Source organism: Sporomusaceae bacterium ACPt, from assembly GCA_041428575.1.
Lineage (GTDB): Bacteria > Bacillota > Negativicutes > Sporomusales > Sporomusaceae > Sporomusa_D > Sporomusa_D carbonis.
This window is the reverse complement of record CP155570.1, coordinates 1,592,920-1,610,095: the sequence shown is the minus strand read 5'-3', so window position 1 is coordinate 1,610,095 and position 17,176 is coordinate 1,592,920. Positions and strand designations below refer to the sequence as shown.

At 42.9% G+C, this 17,176-nt stretch carries 21 protein-coding genes and 1 pseudogene; 4 read left to right on the top strand and 18 right to left on the bottom strand.

The annotated features are described in order from the left end of the window. Nucleotides 1-77 precede the first annotated feature (77 nt). Nucleotides 78-245 carry a helix-turn-helix domain-containing protein gene (locus tag SCACP_RS08110; protein ID WP_425061356.1) on the top strand — a complete coding sequence of 56 codons (168 nt, stop codon included), beginning with the start codon at nt 78-80 and terminating at the stop codon, nt 243-245. A gap of 411 nt (nt 246-656) precedes the next feature. Continuing rightward, the gene (locus tag SCACP_RS08105; protein WP_425060831.1) at nt 657-2,495 is read left to right on the top strand and encodes an APC family permease; all 1,839 of its coding nucleotides are present in this window, start codon (nt 657-659) and stop codon (nt 2,493-2,495) included. A 195-nt stretch (nt 2,496-2,690) separates the two neighbouring features. Here SCACP_RS08105 and SCACP_RS08100 read toward each other — a convergent pair whose 3' ends face one another. The 3 genes from SCACP_RS08100 to SCACP_RS08090 form a co-directional block, all read right to left on the bottom strand. Continuing rightward, nucleotides 2,691-2,843 carry a hypothetical protein gene (locus tag SCACP_RS08100; RefSeq protein WP_425060830.1) on the bottom strand — a complete coding sequence of 51 codons (153 nt, stop codon included), beginning with the start codon at nt 2,841-2,843 and terminating at the stop codon, nt 2,691-2,693. Then, nucleotides 2,840-2,989 (bottom strand): hypothetical protein, encoded by a 150-nt coding sequence (locus tag SCACP_RS08095; protein ID WP_425060829.1) that lies wholly within the window; start codon nt 2,987-2,989, stop codon nt 2,840-2,842. Before SCACP_RS08095 ends, SCACP_RS08100 begins: the two co-directional genes overlap by 4 nt. 305 nt (nt 2,990-3,294) lie before the next feature. Further along, nucleotides 3,295-3,417, bottom strand: a complete 123-nt coding sequence (locus tag SCACP_RS08090) for a hypothetical protein (protein ID WP_425060828.1) — start codon at nt 3,415-3,417, stop codon at nt 3,295-3,297. A gap of 130 nt (nt 3,418-3,547) precedes the next feature. On the opposite strand from SCACP_RS08090, the pseudogene SCACP_RS08085 reads away from it, so the two are divergent. Together SCACP_RS08085 and SCACP_RS08080 are read left to right on the top strand one after the other, a co-directional pair. Beyond that, nucleotides 3,548-3,721, top strand: a pseudogene (locus SCACP_RS08085) (hypothetical protein); the annotation flags it as partial. Nucleotides 3,722-4,082: 361 nt separating this feature from the next. Then, the gene (locus tag SCACP_RS08080; RefSeq protein WP_425060827.1) at nt 4,083-4,385 is read left to right on the top strand and encodes a hypothetical protein; all 303 of its coding nucleotides are present in this window, start codon (nt 4,083-4,085) and stop codon (nt 4,383-4,385) included. A gap of 342 nt (nt 4,386-4,727) precedes the next feature. Here the strand turns inward: SCACP_RS08080 and rnhB are convergent, their stop codons facing one another. The 15 genes from rnhB to SCACP_RS08005 all read right to left on the bottom strand — a co-directional run bounded on the left by rnhB (nt 4,728) and on the right by SCACP_RS08005 (nt 17,111). Continuing rightward, nucleotides 4,728-5,315: a ribonuclease HII gene (rnhB, locus tag SCACP_RS08075; RefSeq protein ID WP_425060826.1), complete on the bottom strand. Its 588-nt coding sequence runs from the start codon at nt 5,313-5,315 to the stop codon at nt 4,728-4,730. Nucleotides 5,316-5,519: 204 nt separating this feature from the next. Beyond that, nucleotides 5,520-6,425, bottom strand: a complete 906-nt coding sequence (ylqF, locus tag SCACP_RS08070) for a ribosome biogenesis GTPase YlqF (protein ID WP_425060825.1) — start codon at nt 6,423-6,425, stop codon at nt 5,520-5,522. 43 nt (nt 6,426-6,468) lie between these two features. Continuing rightward, nucleotides 6,469-6,996, bottom strand: a complete 528-nt coding sequence (gene lepB / locus SCACP_RS08065; protein WP_425060824.1) for a signal peptidase I — start codon at nt 6,994-6,996, stop codon at nt 6,469-6,471. Between the two features lie 106 nt (nt 6,997-7,102). Beyond that, a complete protein-coding gene (gene rplS, locus SCACP_RS08060) occupies nt 7,103-7,444 on the bottom strand; it encodes a 50S ribosomal protein L19 (RefSeq protein ID WP_425060823.1) in 342 nt (113 codons plus the stop codon). Between the two features lie 109 nt (nt 7,445-7,553). Then, entirely contained in the window at nt 7,554-8,132 is a 579-nt protein-coding gene (locus SCACP_RS08055; protein ID WP_425060822.1) for an RNA methyltransferase, read from the bottom strand. Nucleotides 8,133-8,135: 3 nt separating this feature from the next. Further along, nucleotides 8,136-8,882, bottom strand: a complete 747-nt coding sequence (trmD, locus tag SCACP_RS08050; RefSeq protein ID WP_425060821.1) for a tRNA (guanosine(37)-N1)-methyltransferase TrmD — start codon at nt 8,880-8,882, stop codon at nt 8,136-8,138. Nucleotides 8,883-8,894: 12 nt separating this feature from the next. Continuing rightward, entirely contained in the window at nt 8,895-9,398 is a 504-nt protein-coding gene (rimM, locus tag SCACP_RS08045; RefSeq protein WP_425060820.1) for a ribosome maturation factor RimM, read from the bottom strand. Between the two features lies 1 nt (nt 9,399). Continuing rightward, nucleotides 9,400-9,816, bottom strand: coding sequence for a YlqD family protein (locus SCACP_RS08040; protein WP_425060819.1), 417 nt, complete (start codon nt 9,814-9,816; stop codon nt 9,400-9,402). Nucleotides 9,817-9,833: 17 nt separating this feature from the next. Next, nucleotides 9,834-10,061: a KH domain-containing protein gene (locus SCACP_RS08035; protein ID WP_425060818.1), complete on the bottom strand. Its 228-nt coding sequence runs from the start codon at nt 10,059-10,061 to the stop codon at nt 9,834-9,836. A gap of 31 nt (nt 10,062-10,092) precedes the next feature. Beyond that, complete coding sequence (gene rpsP / locus SCACP_RS08030) at nt 10,093-10,365, bottom strand: 30S ribosomal protein S16 (RefSeq protein ID WP_425060817.1); 273 nt, start codon at nt 10,363-10,365, stop codon at nt 10,093-10,095. A 29-nt stretch (nt 10,366-10,394) separates the two neighbouring features. Further along, a complete protein-coding gene (gene ffh / locus SCACP_RS08025; protein ID WP_425060816.1) occupies nt 10,395-11,735 on the bottom strand; it encodes a signal recognition particle protein in 1,341 nt (446 codons plus the stop codon). A 7-nt stretch (nt 11,736-11,742) separates the two neighbouring features. Continuing rightward, on the bottom strand, nt 11,743-12,111 hold the full coding sequence (gene ylxM, locus SCACP_RS08020; protein WP_425060815.1) for a YlxM family DNA-binding protein: 369 nt from the start codon (nt 12,109-12,111) through the stop codon (nt 11,743-11,745). Nucleotides 12,112-12,210: 99 nt separating this feature from the next. Beyond that, a complete protein-coding gene (gene ftsY / locus SCACP_RS08015; protein WP_425060814.1) occupies nt 12,211-13,128 on the bottom strand; it encodes a signal recognition particle-docking protein FtsY in 918 nt (305 codons plus the stop codon). Between the two features lie 36 nt (nt 13,129-13,164). After that, on the bottom strand, nt 13,165-16,722 hold the full coding sequence (gene smc, locus SCACP_RS08010) for a chromosome segregation protein SMC (protein ID WP_425060813.1): 3,558 nt from the start codon (nt 16,720-16,722) through the stop codon (nt 13,165-13,167). Between the two features lie 128 nt (nt 16,723-16,850). Further along, a complete protein-coding gene (locus SCACP_RS08005; protein WP_371368906.1) occupies nt 16,851-17,111 on the bottom strand; it encodes a stage V sporulation protein S in 261 nt (86 codons plus the stop codon). Nucleotides 17,112-17,176: the final 65 nt, after the last annotated feature.

Below are 17,176 nucleotides of genomic sequence, written 5' to 3'. Positions count from 1 at the left end.
TACATGTTTAGTAGAGTTGATCTACGCACGCACATGCGTGTAGAGAAAATTTCCCAGAGAAGACCCTATCCCAACGCATACAGAAGTGTCGCCTATTCCATGGACTGACAAAGCGGGGGTTTGCCTCTGCACTAGGAGTACGTGAAAAAACCATAAAGGTTTGGGAAAACAATATATCGCAGCCTACGGAAAAGTCATTACAAAAGCTAGTGCCTTACCCTTCCATTTTAAATGATTCTCTATAATAACAAAGTTTCCTGCTTACGTTATTTATCAGTTATTTATTATATGTGAATGGATCACTTTGGAACACCATAATATATCCTATTTATTTAAGGAAGGAATTTATATTTGTTTTCGTTAGGTACACAAAATCTTCTCGTTAATTCTACGAATGGTATGTCTCCATATGGTAGAGTATAGAGCCAATCATAACTGTCAACACTATTTAAAAAATACTAATGGAGATATACACAAAAATGAAGATCGCCGTTAATCAAAAAGCTAAAGAACAATTGAAAACCTTCATTCACGAATATTGTACAAATATATCATAGCAGCTATAACAACAAGGAATGTTAGCAAAGATATAGTATATTTATATTTATATTTATATTTATGTTATTTGTTTATTACCAGGGAGGCAAAAGAAAAATATGTTAAATTTTCACCGGCTCATTATTGGCAGACCTCTTAGGACTGAGGAAGCTGCACATGAAAAATTGCCCAAGTGGAAGGCATTATCTATTTTTTCCTCGGACGCGTTATCATCAGTAGGATATGGCCCGGAGCAAATCATCGTAACATTAGCTGTTCCAGGCTTGCTGATCTATGGGTATTTCGGTTACGCTACCCTTGCAGTAATTACTCTCCTCGCGATTGTAACTCTGTCTTATGTTCAGGTTGCAAAAGCTAACCCTGGCGGAGGTGGTTCGTACTCTATAGCGTTGCAGAATTTAGGTGAAACTCCAGCACTGATCGCGGCCGCCTCGCTGATTGCAGACTATGTTCTTACCGTTGCTGTTAGCGTCTCGTCAGGAACAGAAGCTCTAGTATCGGCTTTCCCCGCCCTTATCGGATGGGAAGTATCAATCAACCTAGTAGTTCTTTTTTCAATCTTAATGGTAATTAATCTAAGGGGAGTCAGAGAGTCATCCAATGTCTTTGTTTGGCCAACTTACTTTTTCATACTAGGGATCATTTGTTTAATCGGAACCGGAATTTATAAGGCATTTACCAGCATTGATCCGATTATTCCTTCTGAATCTTTAGTAAGACAACCAGCTGATTGGGCGGTTGTCTTACTAGCGTTAAGAGCATTTGCGAATGGATGCAGTTCTATGACAGGCATAGAAGCTATTTCTAATGGAGTCCCGATGTTTAAAGAACCTGGGGTAAAAAACGCGATAATAACCACCTTCTGTATGTCGGCTCTTCTCGGTCTTATGATCTCCGGAATATCGTTTCTTTTTATGCATTATCACCTACTGCCTGTGGAAAATGTAACCATGCTCTCCCAGCTCGCCGAGCAGGTTTTCGGGCGAGGATGGGCTTATTATTACATACAAATAACAACAATGCTCATCTTGTACTTGGCTGCAAATACTGCCTACAATGGATTACCACCTCTACTATCAATAATGGCTCGTGATTCCTACGTTCCACGTTATCTAGGCGAAAAAGGGGAACGTCTCGGCTACTCAAAAGGTATTTTACTGTTAAGTCTTATTTCAGCAGCATTGATTGTCCTTTTTAACGGCAATGTCGAGCACTTGATTTCCCTTTATGCAATTGGAGTGTTTCTTTCTTTTACTATTGCTCAATCTAGTTTAGTTGTAAAGTGGAGACGCGAAAAAGTTCCGGGATGGGTTTCACGCATCGCTCTGAATGGCTTCGGCGCTTGTGTCACGGGTATAGTTGTGTTAGTCATTGCTATAACAAAGTTCACTCATGGCGCATGGATTGTTATTATCTTTATTCCGACTATGATTTATATATTAAAAACGATTCACCAGCATTATACAACTACCGCAAAACAGTTGCGTATTTCACCAAAGGATTTTGCTGACCATCTGCAAATTCACACTCCTAAGAATCTCGTTATAGTTCCGATATCAGGTATTACCAAAGTAGTTGCTGAATCACTGAGGTATTCCAAGTCTCTTGGGGGAGACGTTATTGTTCTGTATGTTTATACAAATGAGGAAGAACGAAAAATATTTGAAGACAAATGGAATAACCTAAATTTAAACATGCCTCTCCGTATGCTCTACTCTCCATATAGGTCAATTGTTCAACCAGTTTTAGGATATGTAAGTGAATTAGAAATGCACAAGAGTATCTATCATTATATTACGATTGTAATTCCCGAATTTGAGCCGGCAAAATTATGGCACAGGTTACTTCACAATCAAACCGGCTGGATTCTTAGAACACTTTTAATTCTGCGAGAAAACGTGATTGTATCTACATTACCTTATCATTTTAAAGAATAATTATTTCAATAAATGCCTATTATAGTTCTTTTAGAATTTCTCATACAGTTTATTGCACTATTAAAATAGCAGAAGCCCACTGAAGCCGAACTACAGTAGACTGACTCTCCCATTCAAGGTGACTGTCGAGATGGTCTGGTTTTCTATAACAAAAATATACGAAGCCCACGGTTTCCCGAGGGCTTACTAGCCAAACTACTCTTGCTTTCTTTCCAAAGCACTTGCAATCCGTTGCAGCGCTTTATTTATGCCGGTCAACTGCATCAGTGCATAGATAACTACAACACCGTATAGAATCATGAATATCATCCCGAACGGGAAAAAACCGCCGTAACCGTAACCCATCAACGCCTATCACTCCCTTTACCATTTTTTTCACTGTATCCGAGATCAGAATGCCTAAGAAATTTGCCGTCATTAACCGAAATCTCGGAAACTACTTGGCTTTCAGCAGGAATACCCTTGGAAGCCATTATGTCTCGATTCTCTGGCATGCACTCACCTCCATCACTATAGGTTTAACTAAATTTGGGCCGTTTATAAATAAAAATACATACATTTGTTTCACCACATCTTCAGAAGCCTGTTGCACTGTCAGCGCTTGGATATTGATTTATGCAACAGCTGCATTTTGCCTTCCTCGGCTTTTTTGACGGCAGCGACCAGAAATTCTGCATTCTGTTTGCTCATCTGACACCTCCATTTATGCATAAGTAAAGCGCCCCGCAGGACGCTTAAAAATTAACAGCACCAATATTCCTTTTTGTTATCAAAATTAACCACCAACTGCTTGGAATGCTTACGCAGCAACAAAAGCCGCCTCATCAGCACTTAACCGGGTACCACCGCCATGAGTGCTAGTAAAAAACAATATCTTTAGACCTACCGCTAGAACCCTTCCCCGGCGGATTGTATTTTGCATTATGGGTCTTGCCGCAATGCTTTTTTAGCACATTATCTAAAAACTTGACACAAGACAATTTTGCTAAAATACTCGGCACCAACCGTGCAACTTTAGCAAATTAGGAAACTGGACGGACTCAACTGCGCAAAATGGGCAAGTAGTTGCCACTCGCAAAATTGACTATGAAGACGACGAAATTAACCTCAAATTCTATATCGAATCTAAAGATCATATTGTTTTGCGCTCAGCAAACCCTGAATACCGCGATGTTGAATGGACTCCACAGCATAGGATTGGCGGCCTGCTTGTAGCTTACTACTAGAATGTCAACAAACGGCTTGAACGGATGGAAGACCACTTAGATCTCATCGAGCGAAACATAGCCACTGCCAGGAGGTGAATAGCATGCCTTTAGTAACAAGATGTATTAGCTTTGTTTTATTGGTATTTGTCCTGTGGATATCAGGATCGGCTGTAGTTGCGTCTATCTGTAACCAGTTAGATATCCCGCCTGAGGATGTATCCCAGTACACAAGTTTACCACTCCTACTCTGGAGCTGGTTGGCGTGGAAAATTGTATTCGGGAGTAGTGATAAAAGTTCATCTTCATAGGCTGGTTAAAAGTAAATATATGCCGATGATATCAAGGAGATGATTCATACGAAAATATTTAGGACTCTTATATGTTTACTTACAATCCTCTATACAACAAGTACGGCTCTTTCTACCTGTGCTATAACCCCCCTCAAAGTAGCCATTTTGCCGCCAATAAATACAGCAAAGTACAAATATCCGGACGATGTTCAAGTAATTCAGGACAATATAAAAAGCCGTTCAAATATCCGTATTATTTATTGATACCAGCGAAGACGGTCACTGCCGCAACTCAAGCATTTTTTGCTAAAAATAAACCTGCCAAGCTATCTGATGAACGAGTAATGGCAGAAATTGCAGATAAACTATCAGCCGACATTAATTCGCGATAATAAATACAAAAAACCGCCATACCCTAAAGCAGACGGTTATCATCAGAACAACTAAACAGTTGAGCAAGAAATCTCATGAATGGCTGTGTGTAATGCAGACGGAGCAATTTTTTAGCAGATTGTACTGCAGTCATCCTCCAAACAGCAGAATAGCAGAAGAATTATAATAATCATTATGAACCAATTACTGCCGCGACCGCTACACCACAAAAAAAACCCCCATGGAAATACCTCCTTTGCTACATAATAGGGTTATACATTATATGTTATGATCTATGAGGAGGCTTTGCTACGGGCATGGTTACCAAAATGAAAAAGTTCCCCGGGTGCGCTGACGTACTACTAAAACATTTTGCCTTGAACATACTGTGGTTTTTCAAGTAACTTTCGTATTGGGGCATATGTTTTTCGGTGAATAGGGCAAGGACCGTGTTTTTGTAAAGCTTCAATATGTGCCTTAGTAAGATATCCTTTATGGCTATCAAAGCCGTAGTTAGGATAAATCCTATGATAATCCAGCAAAGCTTGATCACGAGCAACTTTTGCAAGAATTGACGCGGCACTTATAGCCGGAATGAGATCATCTCCTTTTACAATGGCTTCAACAGGAAGAGATATCTTGGGTACATGGTTGCCATCTACAAAGACCTTATCAGGCCGTATTCGCAATCCCTCGACAGCCCTCTTCATGGCAAGCAACGTAGCCTGATGAACGTTGAGTAGTTCTATTTCTTCTAAAGAAGCAGTTGCTATACACCAACTTATTGCATGCCGTTTAATCTCCTCCGCAAGTAATTCACGTTTCCTAGCACTCAGCTTTTTAGAGTCTCTAAGACCATCGATCTCATAATTAGGATTAAGGATACATGCACATACATAGATTTCCGCAACTGCACTTCCGCGTCCAACTTCGTCACATCCACATTCCAATAACAAATTCCTCAGTACCTTTCATTAATAAGTCAATAAGTCATACATTTTATACTAAGATAAACATTAAGAATAAGGAATATAAGACCTCCGCAATCCAGCAGATATTTTTTTGTCATATTCTTGATAAAGCCGGCAAATCCTGCCTCTTTGAACAATAAATAATAAAATGGCTAACAAAAATGCTAGCCGTTTTATTATCCGCTACACCAGAGACATATTATCATTTGTTGGCACCGGGTTAGCTTCAGACGTTACCATTTGTTCGGGACGGTCAAGAGTAAATTGCCCCAGCTTGCCAGTACGAAAGTCGGTAAGAACAATTCGTCCGGCCTTTTCATAGTCGATTACACCGCCGCTCCTTAAACACCCCCGCTTAGCGCCAATTGCCGCCAGTAACTCGACCGTATCTTCAGGTAACTGCTGAGTTAATTTATACCGCTCAACCAGACGGTCACTATAACTTTCCCTAAGTACCCCCAGAAGTTTAAGGATAACTTTTTCCATATCAAATATATCATCTTTAATAGCACCGGTAACTGCCAGTTTGAAAGCTACTTCCTGGTCGTCCATCTTGGGCCACAACACGCCCGGAGTGTCTAATAGTTCAAGATTTTTACCAACTTTGATCCACTGCTGGCCGCGCGTGACGCCTGGACGATCACCCGTTTTCGCCGTTGCTGTTCCTAACAGCCGGTTAATGAGCGAAGATTTACCCACATTGGGGATTCCCAAAATCATAGCCCTTACGGCCCGCGCTTTTATACCTTTGGCAACAAGCTTAGCAATTTTTTCATTGGCTTCTTGCTCAACTCTGCCGGTCAATTCTTTCGTTCCTTTACCGCTGGCAGCGTCTAAAGTTACTGCTGTCAATCCTCGGTTACGGAAATAGTTAAGCCACTCAGCTGTACGTGCGGGTTCGGCCAAATCAGACTTATTCAGCGCTACCACCCTGGGCTTAGTCTCAATTAATTCGGCAATAACCGGGTTAGCGCTACTTAGCGGAATCCGCGCATCTACTAGTTCAATCACGACGTCGATAAGATCCAGTTGCCCACGAATCATGCGCTGAGCTTTGGCCATATGACCTGGATACCAGTGAATGTGCATTAAATCACACTCCTTAATTAAAACCCTCATGTATAGTGTAGAATTACGGCAATGTTTTTATGTGGTCAAGCGGCCAAAAAACAGTAATGGCCTTGCCCTTAATTAACTCAAGGGGCACAAAGCCAACATCTTTAAACCGGCTGTCTTCGGAGTTGTTGCGATTATCACCCATTACATAAATATGACCTTCAGGAACAGTAACTAATGGATATGATCCACGGGTGCGCTCAAGTATGTACGGTTCATTCAAAAGCTGCCCATTGAGAAAAACTCTGCCGTCTTTTATTTCAATAGTATCTCCGGCCACTGCTATTACCCGTTTAATAAAATCACGGCTAGGATCGCGGGGATAACGAAATACTAAAATTTCCCCTCGTTCAGGAGTCTTAAAACGATAGATAAACTTATTAACAACAAGCCGTTCGCCATTAACAAGTGTCGGTCGCATGGATGGTCCTTCGACCATGTACAGTTCTACAATAAAATACCGAATAAAAAACGCCAATACTATGGCTATGAGAATGGATATAATCCAGTCTTTGATTTCTTCGCCTAAATTAGTGTTACTCACATGGTTCCCCCTTTCGATAAACTTATTTACAGAAAGTATATCCAAAAATGTATTTCTGAACATATGAAGAACAGGGACTGAAACCAGTCCCTGAACACATCGGTTTTTAGCGTTTTTCTTTAATACGGGCTGCTTTACCGGTAAGGTTACGCAGATAGTAGAGCTTAGCCCTCCGAACAATACCACGACGCATTACTTCAATTTTTTCAATTCGCGGAGAGTGTACCGGAAAAGTACGTTCTACGCCTACATTGTAAGATACCCGTCTCACAGTAAAGGTCTCACGTACGCCACTGCCCTGACGGTTAATAACTATACCCTCAAAAACCTGAATCCGTTCGCGGTTGCCTTCAACAACCTTTACATGTACACGCACAGTGTCGCCAGGCTTAAAGGACGGAATATCCTGCCGCAGTTGTTCTTGTTCCAAGATTTGAATAATATTCATTTAGTTTCCTCCTTATATCAGACGTTCATGCCGTACACAGAGGACCGTCCGTATTACACAAAAGATATTATACCATATATAACCCGGCAACTCAACAAGAATACTACATTTAGGTATTTTGCCACCAAAATTCCCCAAGTAGCCGATCAAGAATTATCGCTACCGCCGCCCGGACCGGTAAGTGATTGTAAGTCCCCGAACCATAGATAGGTTCCAGTATATAATCAAACTGCTTCATTACGGAATTTTCCATGCCCCAGCCAGTCCCAAACAATATTAGGTACGGTCTGCCGGTCTCATTTATCTCCTGTCGTAGCCTGATGTAGGAAACAGTATTATCATATTTACGGGCATCGGTTGTAATAACCAGTGGACGCACACCTTCTCTGGCCGTAATATAATCAACAGCAGCCCCGATATCAGGCATAACTTCCACTATACTCAATGCTTCTTTGCGGTCAGGGTTATACTGACCACCATAACCATCCCGCCAATAGCTGATAATTTCCTCAGCCAAGGCTTTCTGACTGTCATGCGGATGGATAATGAAATACTTGACTAAATTATATGTCCGGGCTGTCCGGGCAATATCATGAATGTCAAAATTAGTAATGGCAGTAGTTACTATCTCATTATTTTTATTATAAATAGGATAATGAACTAGCCCTAAGTATACAGGCAGCACCATGATTTAGCCTCCGGTCTGTTCGGCCTTTATTTCCTGCAAAAGTTTCTGATCAAGTGAACTTAATTCAACTTTACTGATTAAGTCCGGCCGACGCTCAAGCGTTGCTTTAAGCGACTCTTTACGTCGCCATCTTGCAATTTTGGCGTGGTCGCCCGACAATAGAACTTCCGGCACTTCCCAGCCGTTAAATTCACGGGGCCGTGTGTATTGCGGATATTCGAGAAGACCATTATAAAAGGAGTCATATTGAGCACCATCATCAGCCCCCAGGACTCCCGGAATCATGCGGGCTACTGCGTCAGTTACAACCATGGCAGGAAGTTCACCGCCGGTGAGTACATAGTCGCCAATTGAAATTGCCTCATGAACTACATACTGACGTATCCGGTCATCAATTCCTTCATAATGACCACAAATAAGAATAAGCTGTTCGTAGCCGGCAAGTTCCCGGGCCTTAGCCTGATCAAAAGCTTGTCCGCCCGGGCACATTAAAATTATCCGGCAGTTTAAAGAATTACCGGCGTTAATAACGCTTTCCACCGCACGGAACACAGGCTCTGGTTTCATCACCATGCCTGAACCGCCACCAAATGGATAATCGTCAACAATATGATGTTTGTCATAAGTAAAATCCCGTGGGTTGGTAACATAAACAGATATCAGTCCGCTGTCCTGAGCCCGCTTAAGAATGCTATGACCCAGCGGACCGGCAAACATTTCCGGAAACAGCGAAATAATGTCAATACGCATAGATGACCTCTGCTAATCCATTTCTTCCTGAAGTTTTACCACCATCTGTTTGGCAGCAATATCAATTTTTTTAACGACCTCTTTAATTGCCGGAATCAGGAGCTCGCGTTTGCCTTGTTGCTCAACGACATACACGTCATTGCTGCCTGGTTGAAGCACATCGGTTACAACTCCTAGCTGCTCACCATCTTCAGTAATTACATTGAGACCGATAATGTCGAAAATATAATATTGACCTTCAGGAAGCTTGACTAAATCCTCACGCCCGATTTTGATCAACTTGCCACGTAGTCGCTCGGCATCATTCATGGTATCAATTCCGGCAAATTTAAGCAGAATAAATTGTTTATGCTTTCTAACGGCCTCAAGCTTTAGTTGACCACAATTCTCAACAAACGCGGCTTTCATATCATAGAACCGGTCAGGAAAATCAGTAAGCGGTAATATACGAACGTCACCCCGCACACCGTGCGGGGCAACAATTTTACCGATGGTAATCAGATCGGTTTCAGGCATATTAGTTGCGAAAAGCAATGACTTTGCCATCTTCCAGCAAAATCTCGGTTGCCATCAGCTTATGGAGGTCATCGCCAACACTTACCGTAACTATTCTTTCCATAGTACCTTGAACTATTTCCGCACCGATTTCCAGTTGTGCTGTTTCTTTCAGCTTTTCCAGCATATGATTTTTAAAATCAAGGCGTTTTTGCCGTTCGGCATCAATTTGCTGACGTAGGTTCACAAGTCCCTGCGCATCCTGCTTGGCTTGCTCGGCCATCATACGTTTGGCATGAAATTCAATCTGCTGCAATTCCATATCAGCCTTTTTTATGGCTTCTTGAATCTCAGCTGCCAATTGCGCTTTAAGGTCTTCTGTTACTTTCGCTTTAATGGTCACCGGACACTTAATCGTTAAATTGTCGAGGCTAGCCATTTATTCCACCTCTTTGGTTATAGTATTTCCACCATTACTCGTTTATTTTCCCGGGTGGCGGCAGCTTTAACTACGGTGCGGATAGCTTTGGCAATACGCCCTTGCTTCCCGATAATTTTTCCCATATCTTCGGGGGCCACATGTAACTCATAGACTGTACCCACATTATCAGATGTCTCTTTAACACTGACTTGTTCCGGGTTTTTAACCAACGCTTTGGCGATAACTTCGACTAATTCCTTCATGTAGTTATCACGCCTCGTTTCTACGGTTCTTTTACTTAGAGCGCTTTACTTCATCCCATTTTTTCAGAATGCCTGTTTTGCTGAACAAGTTTTTAACAGTATCAGTAGGTTGAGCGCCTTTTTGCAACCAATCAATGGCTTTGTCCTCGTCAATCTTGATAACCGCCGGTTCAGTGGTCGAGTCGTAATGACCCAAAGTTTCAATAAAGCGTCCGTCCCGCGGCGAACGGGAATCAGCTACTACTACACGGTAGAAAGGATGTTTTTTAGCACCCATACGCTTTAAGCGAATTTTAACTGCCATAAGATAGTCACCTCCTTTACAGAATATCTTTAAGACATAAACGGCAGCTTAAAGCCGCTCTTTTTGCCACTTTTTTGCATTTCTTGAATGCGTTTCATCATTTTTTTTGCTTCACCAAATTGTTTTAAAAGCCTATTGACATCTTGAACCCTGGTACCACTGCCAATGGCTATGCGCTTGCGGCGGCTGCCATTGATAATTGAGGGATCGCGCCGCTCCTTGGCTGTCATCGAACGGATTATTGCGATAATATGCTTGACTTCTTTATCATCAAAATCCAAGCCTTGCAGTTGTTTAAGCTTACCCATGCCAGGCAGCATACCCAGGATTTGATCTAAAGGCCCCAGTTTGCGCACCTGTTCAATTTGTTCCAAAAAATCATCAAGCGTAAACTCTTCTTTACGCAGTTTTTTCTGCATTTCCTGGGCTTTTTCCAAGTTAATGGCCGACTCAGCTTTTTCAATAAGACTAAGTACATCGCCCATCCCCAGAATACGTGAGGCCATACGGTCAGGGTGGAACGGCTCCAAAGCGTCAAGTTTTTCGCCCATACCGGCAAACTTTATCGGTTGACCGGTAACAGCTTTAATTGAGAGTGCCGCACCTCCACGGGCATCGCCATCAAGCTTGGTCAAAATAATACCGTCAATGCCAAGATCATTATTAAAAGTCTCGGCAACATTGACTGCGTCCTGACCGGTCATAGCATCAACCACCAATAATATTTCATGCGGTTTAACGGTCTGTTTAATAGATTTGAGCTCGTTCATAAGCTCTTCATTAATATGCAGACGACCGGCAGTATCAATAATTACGATATCCCGCGCCATCATTAGCGCCTGATCAACAGCCTTTTGGGCAATATAAACCGGATTTTCCTGCCCCAGGGTAAACACCGGTATCTCAAGTTTTTCGCCCAACACTTCCAGTTGTTTTATTGCCGCCGGGCGGTAAATATCGGCAGCCACCATGAGTGGGCGTTTTCCCTGACGTTTTAAAAGATGCGCCAACTTACCGGCCGTAGTTGTTTTACCGGCGCCCTGCAGGCCGACCAACATGATTACAGTAGGCGGCCGTGAAGCTATGGCAATACGACTTTGCGTACCTCCCATAAGTTGGGTAAGTTCTTCATTTACAATCTTTATAACATGCTGTGCCGGCGTGAGGCTCTCAAGCACTTCCTGCCCAACTGCCCGTTCTTTAATCTTGGCAATTAAGTCTTTTACTACTTTAAAATTGACGTCAGCTTCTAAGAGGGCCATCCGCACCTCTTTTAGCGCTTCAGCAACATCGCTTTCCGACAGTTTGCCCCTCCCCCGCAACTTTTTAAAAGTTTGCTGGAGTTTATCGGCTAAACTTTCAAAAACCATTTATGTATCACACCTCCCGGGTGTCTTCTAGCAATGAACTTAACTTATTTAGAACTTGTTCTATTTCGGGCATCTCCCGCACACCAGGGGGCAGCTTCGCTAAACTGTCAATAACTTCAGCAAGCAGCTTACGCTCATCGCTGTAACGTGCAACCAATCCCAGTTTTTCTTCGTATTCTTCCAGTGTTTGTTCAGCCCGGCGCAAAATGTCATGCACAGCTTGGCGGGATACACCAAACTCCTCGGCTATTTCAGCCAGCGACAAATCCTGTAAATAATGCATATTAAGACAGTCACGCTGTTTATCAGTTAAAAGTGCATTGTAAAAGTCGTAAAGCTGACCGACCCGGAGCACTTTGGTCAACATGCGGTCCATAAATTCACCTACTCATATGACAAGGAAAAATCCTTTACACATAAGAGATTATATAAAAAAAAACAGAACATGTCAAGTATTATTACTTGTCGGTTATGATTACTTGTCGGTAAATAGCGCTGCCGCAAATTCAGAAGCAACAAACGGACGAAGGTCATTGATGCCCTCGCCTACACCCACCCATTTCACGGGAAGGCCAAGCTCGTTTTTAATAGCGATGATCACACCACCCTTGGCGGTACCATCAAGTTTGGTAAGTACTACCCCTGAGAGCTTAACGGCATCGCCAAATAATTTAGCCTGATTAATGGCATTTTGACCGGTAGTAGCATCAAGCACCAACAAAGTTTCATGCGGCGCAGCCGGAATTTCCCGGGCTATTACCCTGTTAATTTTCTTAAGCTCTTCCATTAAATTAGATTTGGTATGCAAACGCCCGGCGGTATCAATAATAACAATATCTGCCTTACGGGCTTTAGCGGCTTGCACGGCATCAAAAGCTACTGCCGCCGGGTCAGAACCTTCGTCATGCTTAATAATATCACTCCCGGTTCGCTTTCCCCAAATTTCAAGCTGATCAATCGCTGCCGCCCGAAAGGTGTCAGCAGCGGCGATGAGTACTTTTTTCCCGGCTTCGCGATAATAGTTGGCTAACTTGCCAATCGTGGTTGTTTTGCCAACTCCGTTTACACCAACAATAAGCATTACTGTGGGCGGCTCAGGCGGAGCAGCCGCAGGCTCAGGCTCACCAATCAGCATGGCGCTGATTTTGGTCTGGAGAAACGGCGTTAAGTCGTCAGGTGAATTTATTTCCTTGCTTTTGATGCCTTTACGGATTTCAGCCATTAGTTTGGCGGTAGTCGGTACACCGACATCGGCTGACAGCAGCACAGCTTCCAAATCGTCCAAAAATTCATCGTCAATTGTAGCATAGCCAACAATCAGTTGTTCAATCTTTTCCGTAAAACTTTTCCGGGTCTTCTCCAGACCGGCTTTCAATTTATCAAAAAAGCCCACTCATTATTCCCCCAAAAAAATATTTTAAATATTACTTTATCCGGCCTTATCCATAAATTTTACAGAAACCAGCCGTGATATTCCCGATTCTTCCATCGTTATACCATGCAGTACACCAGCAGCTTCCATAGTGCCCTTACGATGTGTAACAACAATAAACTGCGTACTCTGCGCATAATCCCGCAGGAACTCGCTGAATCGCTGTACATTAGCCTCGTCCAAAGCTGCGTCAATTTCGTCAACTACACAAAACGGCGCCGGCCGGTAGGTCAAAATTGCAAATAAAAGTGCAATTACTGTCAACGCTCTTTCACCACCTGACAGAAGCGCCAGATTTTGCAATTTCTTTCCTGGTGGCTGCACAACGATATCTATGCCTGTTTCAAGGAGGTTACCAGGCTCAATCAACACAAGCTCGGCCCGTCCGCCGCCAAACAAGCGGACAAACACATCGCCAAAATATTGATTAATAGCTTTAAAAGCGGTATTGAACTCACGTGACATAGTAGCATCTATATCTTTAATTACCGATGTCAGATACTCCTTAGCCTGTAATAAATCTCCGGTTTGTTCCTGCAAAAAATTGTAACGATCATGGACCCGGTTGTATTCATCGATAGCAGCCGGATTGACAGCTCCTAAAGCGGTAATCTGGCCTTCGATCCGTGATATTATTTGTTGCAATTGCTCTACACTTTCCTGCCTTTTTAACAAACGAGCTTCCTCAATGGTCAGAGAAAGTTGTCCGGAAATCTGTTCACGGCAATTGGCAGCTTCATAACCGTACTTTGCAACAAGAAGCTCGATTTCATGAAGCCGGTTTTGTAAATCGGCACTCTGACGGCGTAAATCCTTCAGTTCTTTGTCCAATTTTTGCATGCCAGCTAATAATTCAACCTTGTCCGCATAATAATTCTTACGCGCTTCGTCTAATTGCCTTCTCTCGGCTGTCAGCTTTTCCTTACTTAAAGAAATTGAAGTAAGCTCGGCTTTCGCTTGTTCAATTTCCAACCTAAGCTGCGTCTGTTCTGCTTGAATACGCGCGCGCTGTTCAGCTAACGAAAGTTTAGTTTGTTCATATTGTTGACAAGCTAAACGGACAGTAGCTACCTCTTGATTAAAGGCGCTACATTGTATTTTACCATTAGTTATCTCTTCACTTAGTATTTGCTGTTCGTCTTTAAGAACTTTAAGCTCATTTTGCCAGTCGGTTACTTGAGATTTTTGACTAATATCCTGATTTTCCAATAGGACAATATCTGCTTTGCTTTGTTCGATCTTTCGCTGATATTCTACGGCTTCGGCTTCATAACCTTTTAGTTCAGAGGAAATAGTCTTCAGCGCCAGATTACAGCGTTCAGCATCTGTCTTAATCTTTTCCATGTGAATGACCAATTCAGCCTGCCGAAGTTCTGTCTCTTTACATTGGGCATCAAGAAAAGCAAGCTCACTGTTAACTTTTGATATCTCAGCACCAACAGCCACTTTATCTTTTTCAATCTTCGCTAGCTTCTCTTTAAAAATTACTTGATTGCGCTTAAGCGCTTCAATTTCACTTTTTCTGGCAATAAAGCTGGCTTCCTTGCGCCCCATACTGCCGCCTGTCAATGATCCGCCGGGATTAATAAGTTCTCCTTCAAGAGTAACGACTCTGACCGCAAAGCCGCAGTTTCGGGCAATTTTTAGTGCATCATCAATGGTTCTGGCAATAATTACCCTGCCTAACAAATAATCCACGACCGGTCGATACCGGTCAGCGACACTGACAAAATCAGCGGCAAAACCTAACACTCCTTCCTGGTTAGCGGCTAATAACTCGGCTTCCCGCGGTTTAGAAGGCTTAATTGTATTTAATGGTAAAAATGTTGCCCGGCCTAGATTCTGCGTTTTTAAAAAACCAATAGCTTGCTTAGCTGTTTGATCAGTATCAGTGACAATATGTTGCCCGGCTCCTCCCAGCGCTATCTCAATCGCATTAACATATTTATCAGGCACGGTTAATAGCTGAGCAACAGCCCCGTAAATACCGCCGCGCCAGGAACTTTGGCTTTTCAGAACGCCTTTTATCGCCCGTCCAAAACCTTCCATTTCTTGCTGCATACTGGTCAATACATTCAGACGGGACGAAGTTTCGGTCAATTTGTCAGTTAGTTTTTGCCCTATGTCAATCAGGTTTCTTAGTTCACATTCCTGTTGCGCTTTATTTTTAAGCAGGCCGGCGGTTTGTTCTTCAAACTCTCTTCTCCGGGTAACAAGCTGTTCCGCCTCATTTTGTAGTTGATCTTTTTGGCTATGCAAATCCTCTAGTTGCCTGAGATATTCCGCATGTTCTTTAGCAAGGTTGCCTTGCCTGGCTGTTAAGGCGGCTAAATCGCGTTCAAGTATTCGAAAGTTATTGCGTTCATTGATTAGTTTCTGTAAATGATCAAACACTTGTTCCTTGCCGGTCTCTATCTGTTGTTCCATCTGCCTAATGCTGGCAAGAAGCTTTTCATTATAGCTATTTTTTTCAGCTAGTAATATATTTGCAGTAGTAACTTGTTGTTGTTTAGCTTCTAAAGTACTATGTAACTCGGCAAGCTTTTCACTTACCATATGTTGTTCGTCAGCAAGACGAGCAGCCTCCGTATTAAGTCTGTCTTCAGCTTTACGTCCCTGGTCAATGCGTTCAGTTAACACCCCGCTACGGCTGTCAAGGCGATCAATTTCAGCTACTATTGCGCTTATCATTGTGTCTGTAGAGGCAATCTGCTCATCATTTTGGGCAACTTTTAACGTCATAGCGTCTTTTTCAGTATCAGCCGCTGTTAACCGGGTTGTAACGGCAATGCTTTGGTCAGTCAGATGAACTTGTTCCAGGCCGGCACTCTCCAGCATTTTTTCAGCTTTGTCCAGGCGTTCAATAAGCAATGTCGCCTGACAGGCTGTCAATTCGGTACTTAACTCATTAAACCTGGCAGTACGGGCAGCGCTTTCTTTGAGCGGCTCAAGCTGGCTTTCCAGCTCAGAGGTAATATCTTGAACCCTGATCAAATTTTGTCCGGTGTCTTCAAGCTTGCGCAAGGCCTCCCGTTTGCGTTGCTTATATTTGGTTATTCCGGCGGCTTCTTCAAACAGTAACCGGCGTTCCTCGGGTTTGCTGCTTAGTATCTCATCAACCTTATTCTGACCGATTACGGTCATCGACTCACGTCCTAGACCTGTATCAGCCAACATATCGTGGATATCTTTTAGCCGGCAGGCAGTCTTATTAATATAATATTCGCTGTCGCCTGATCTAAATACCCGTCTGGTAATTGTTACTTCGTTATAATCTAACGGCAATCGTCCGTCACTGTTGTCGAAAACCAGCGATACCTCAGCTACTCCCAAGGGCCTGCGGTTAACACTCCCTGCAAAAATGACATCTTCCATTTTAGTGCCCCTTAAAGTACGCAGGCTTTGTTCCCCCAATGCCCAGCGGATAGCGTCAGAAATGTTGCTTTTGCCACTGCCGTTGGGACCAACAATAGCTGTTATGCCTCGACCGAATTCCAACTCAGTTTTTTCGGCAAATGATTTAAATCCATAAGCCTCTAGTCTGCGCAGCAACACAACAATCACCCTTACCAATTACTTAAGTCAATCAAAATTTTACCATGCAGACTATAGTAATACAAGCAATATAAAAAAAGCCTGCAGTTGGCGCAAGCAGGCTTTTTCACAAAAAACTGTAATTTTAATTAACGAGGCTCGACAATAAATCTTATAGCAGTACGCTCTTCCCCGTCAATAGCGATCTCCGCAAAAGCCGGTATGGTAACCAAATCAATGCCATTGGGAGCGACAAAACCACGTGAAATCGCAATAGCCTTGATAGCCTGATTAACCGCCCCTGCCCCTACTGCCTGCACTTCTGCAGTGCCTTTTTCACGCAAAACTGCAGCCAGAGCGCCTGCTACGGATTTGGGATTTGATTGTGCAGATACTTTCAGCACTTCCATTTTTCGCTCTCCTCCTTTGAATTCCAGGGCCTATGCTATAAAGGTATTCTGCATATTTCCTAAAA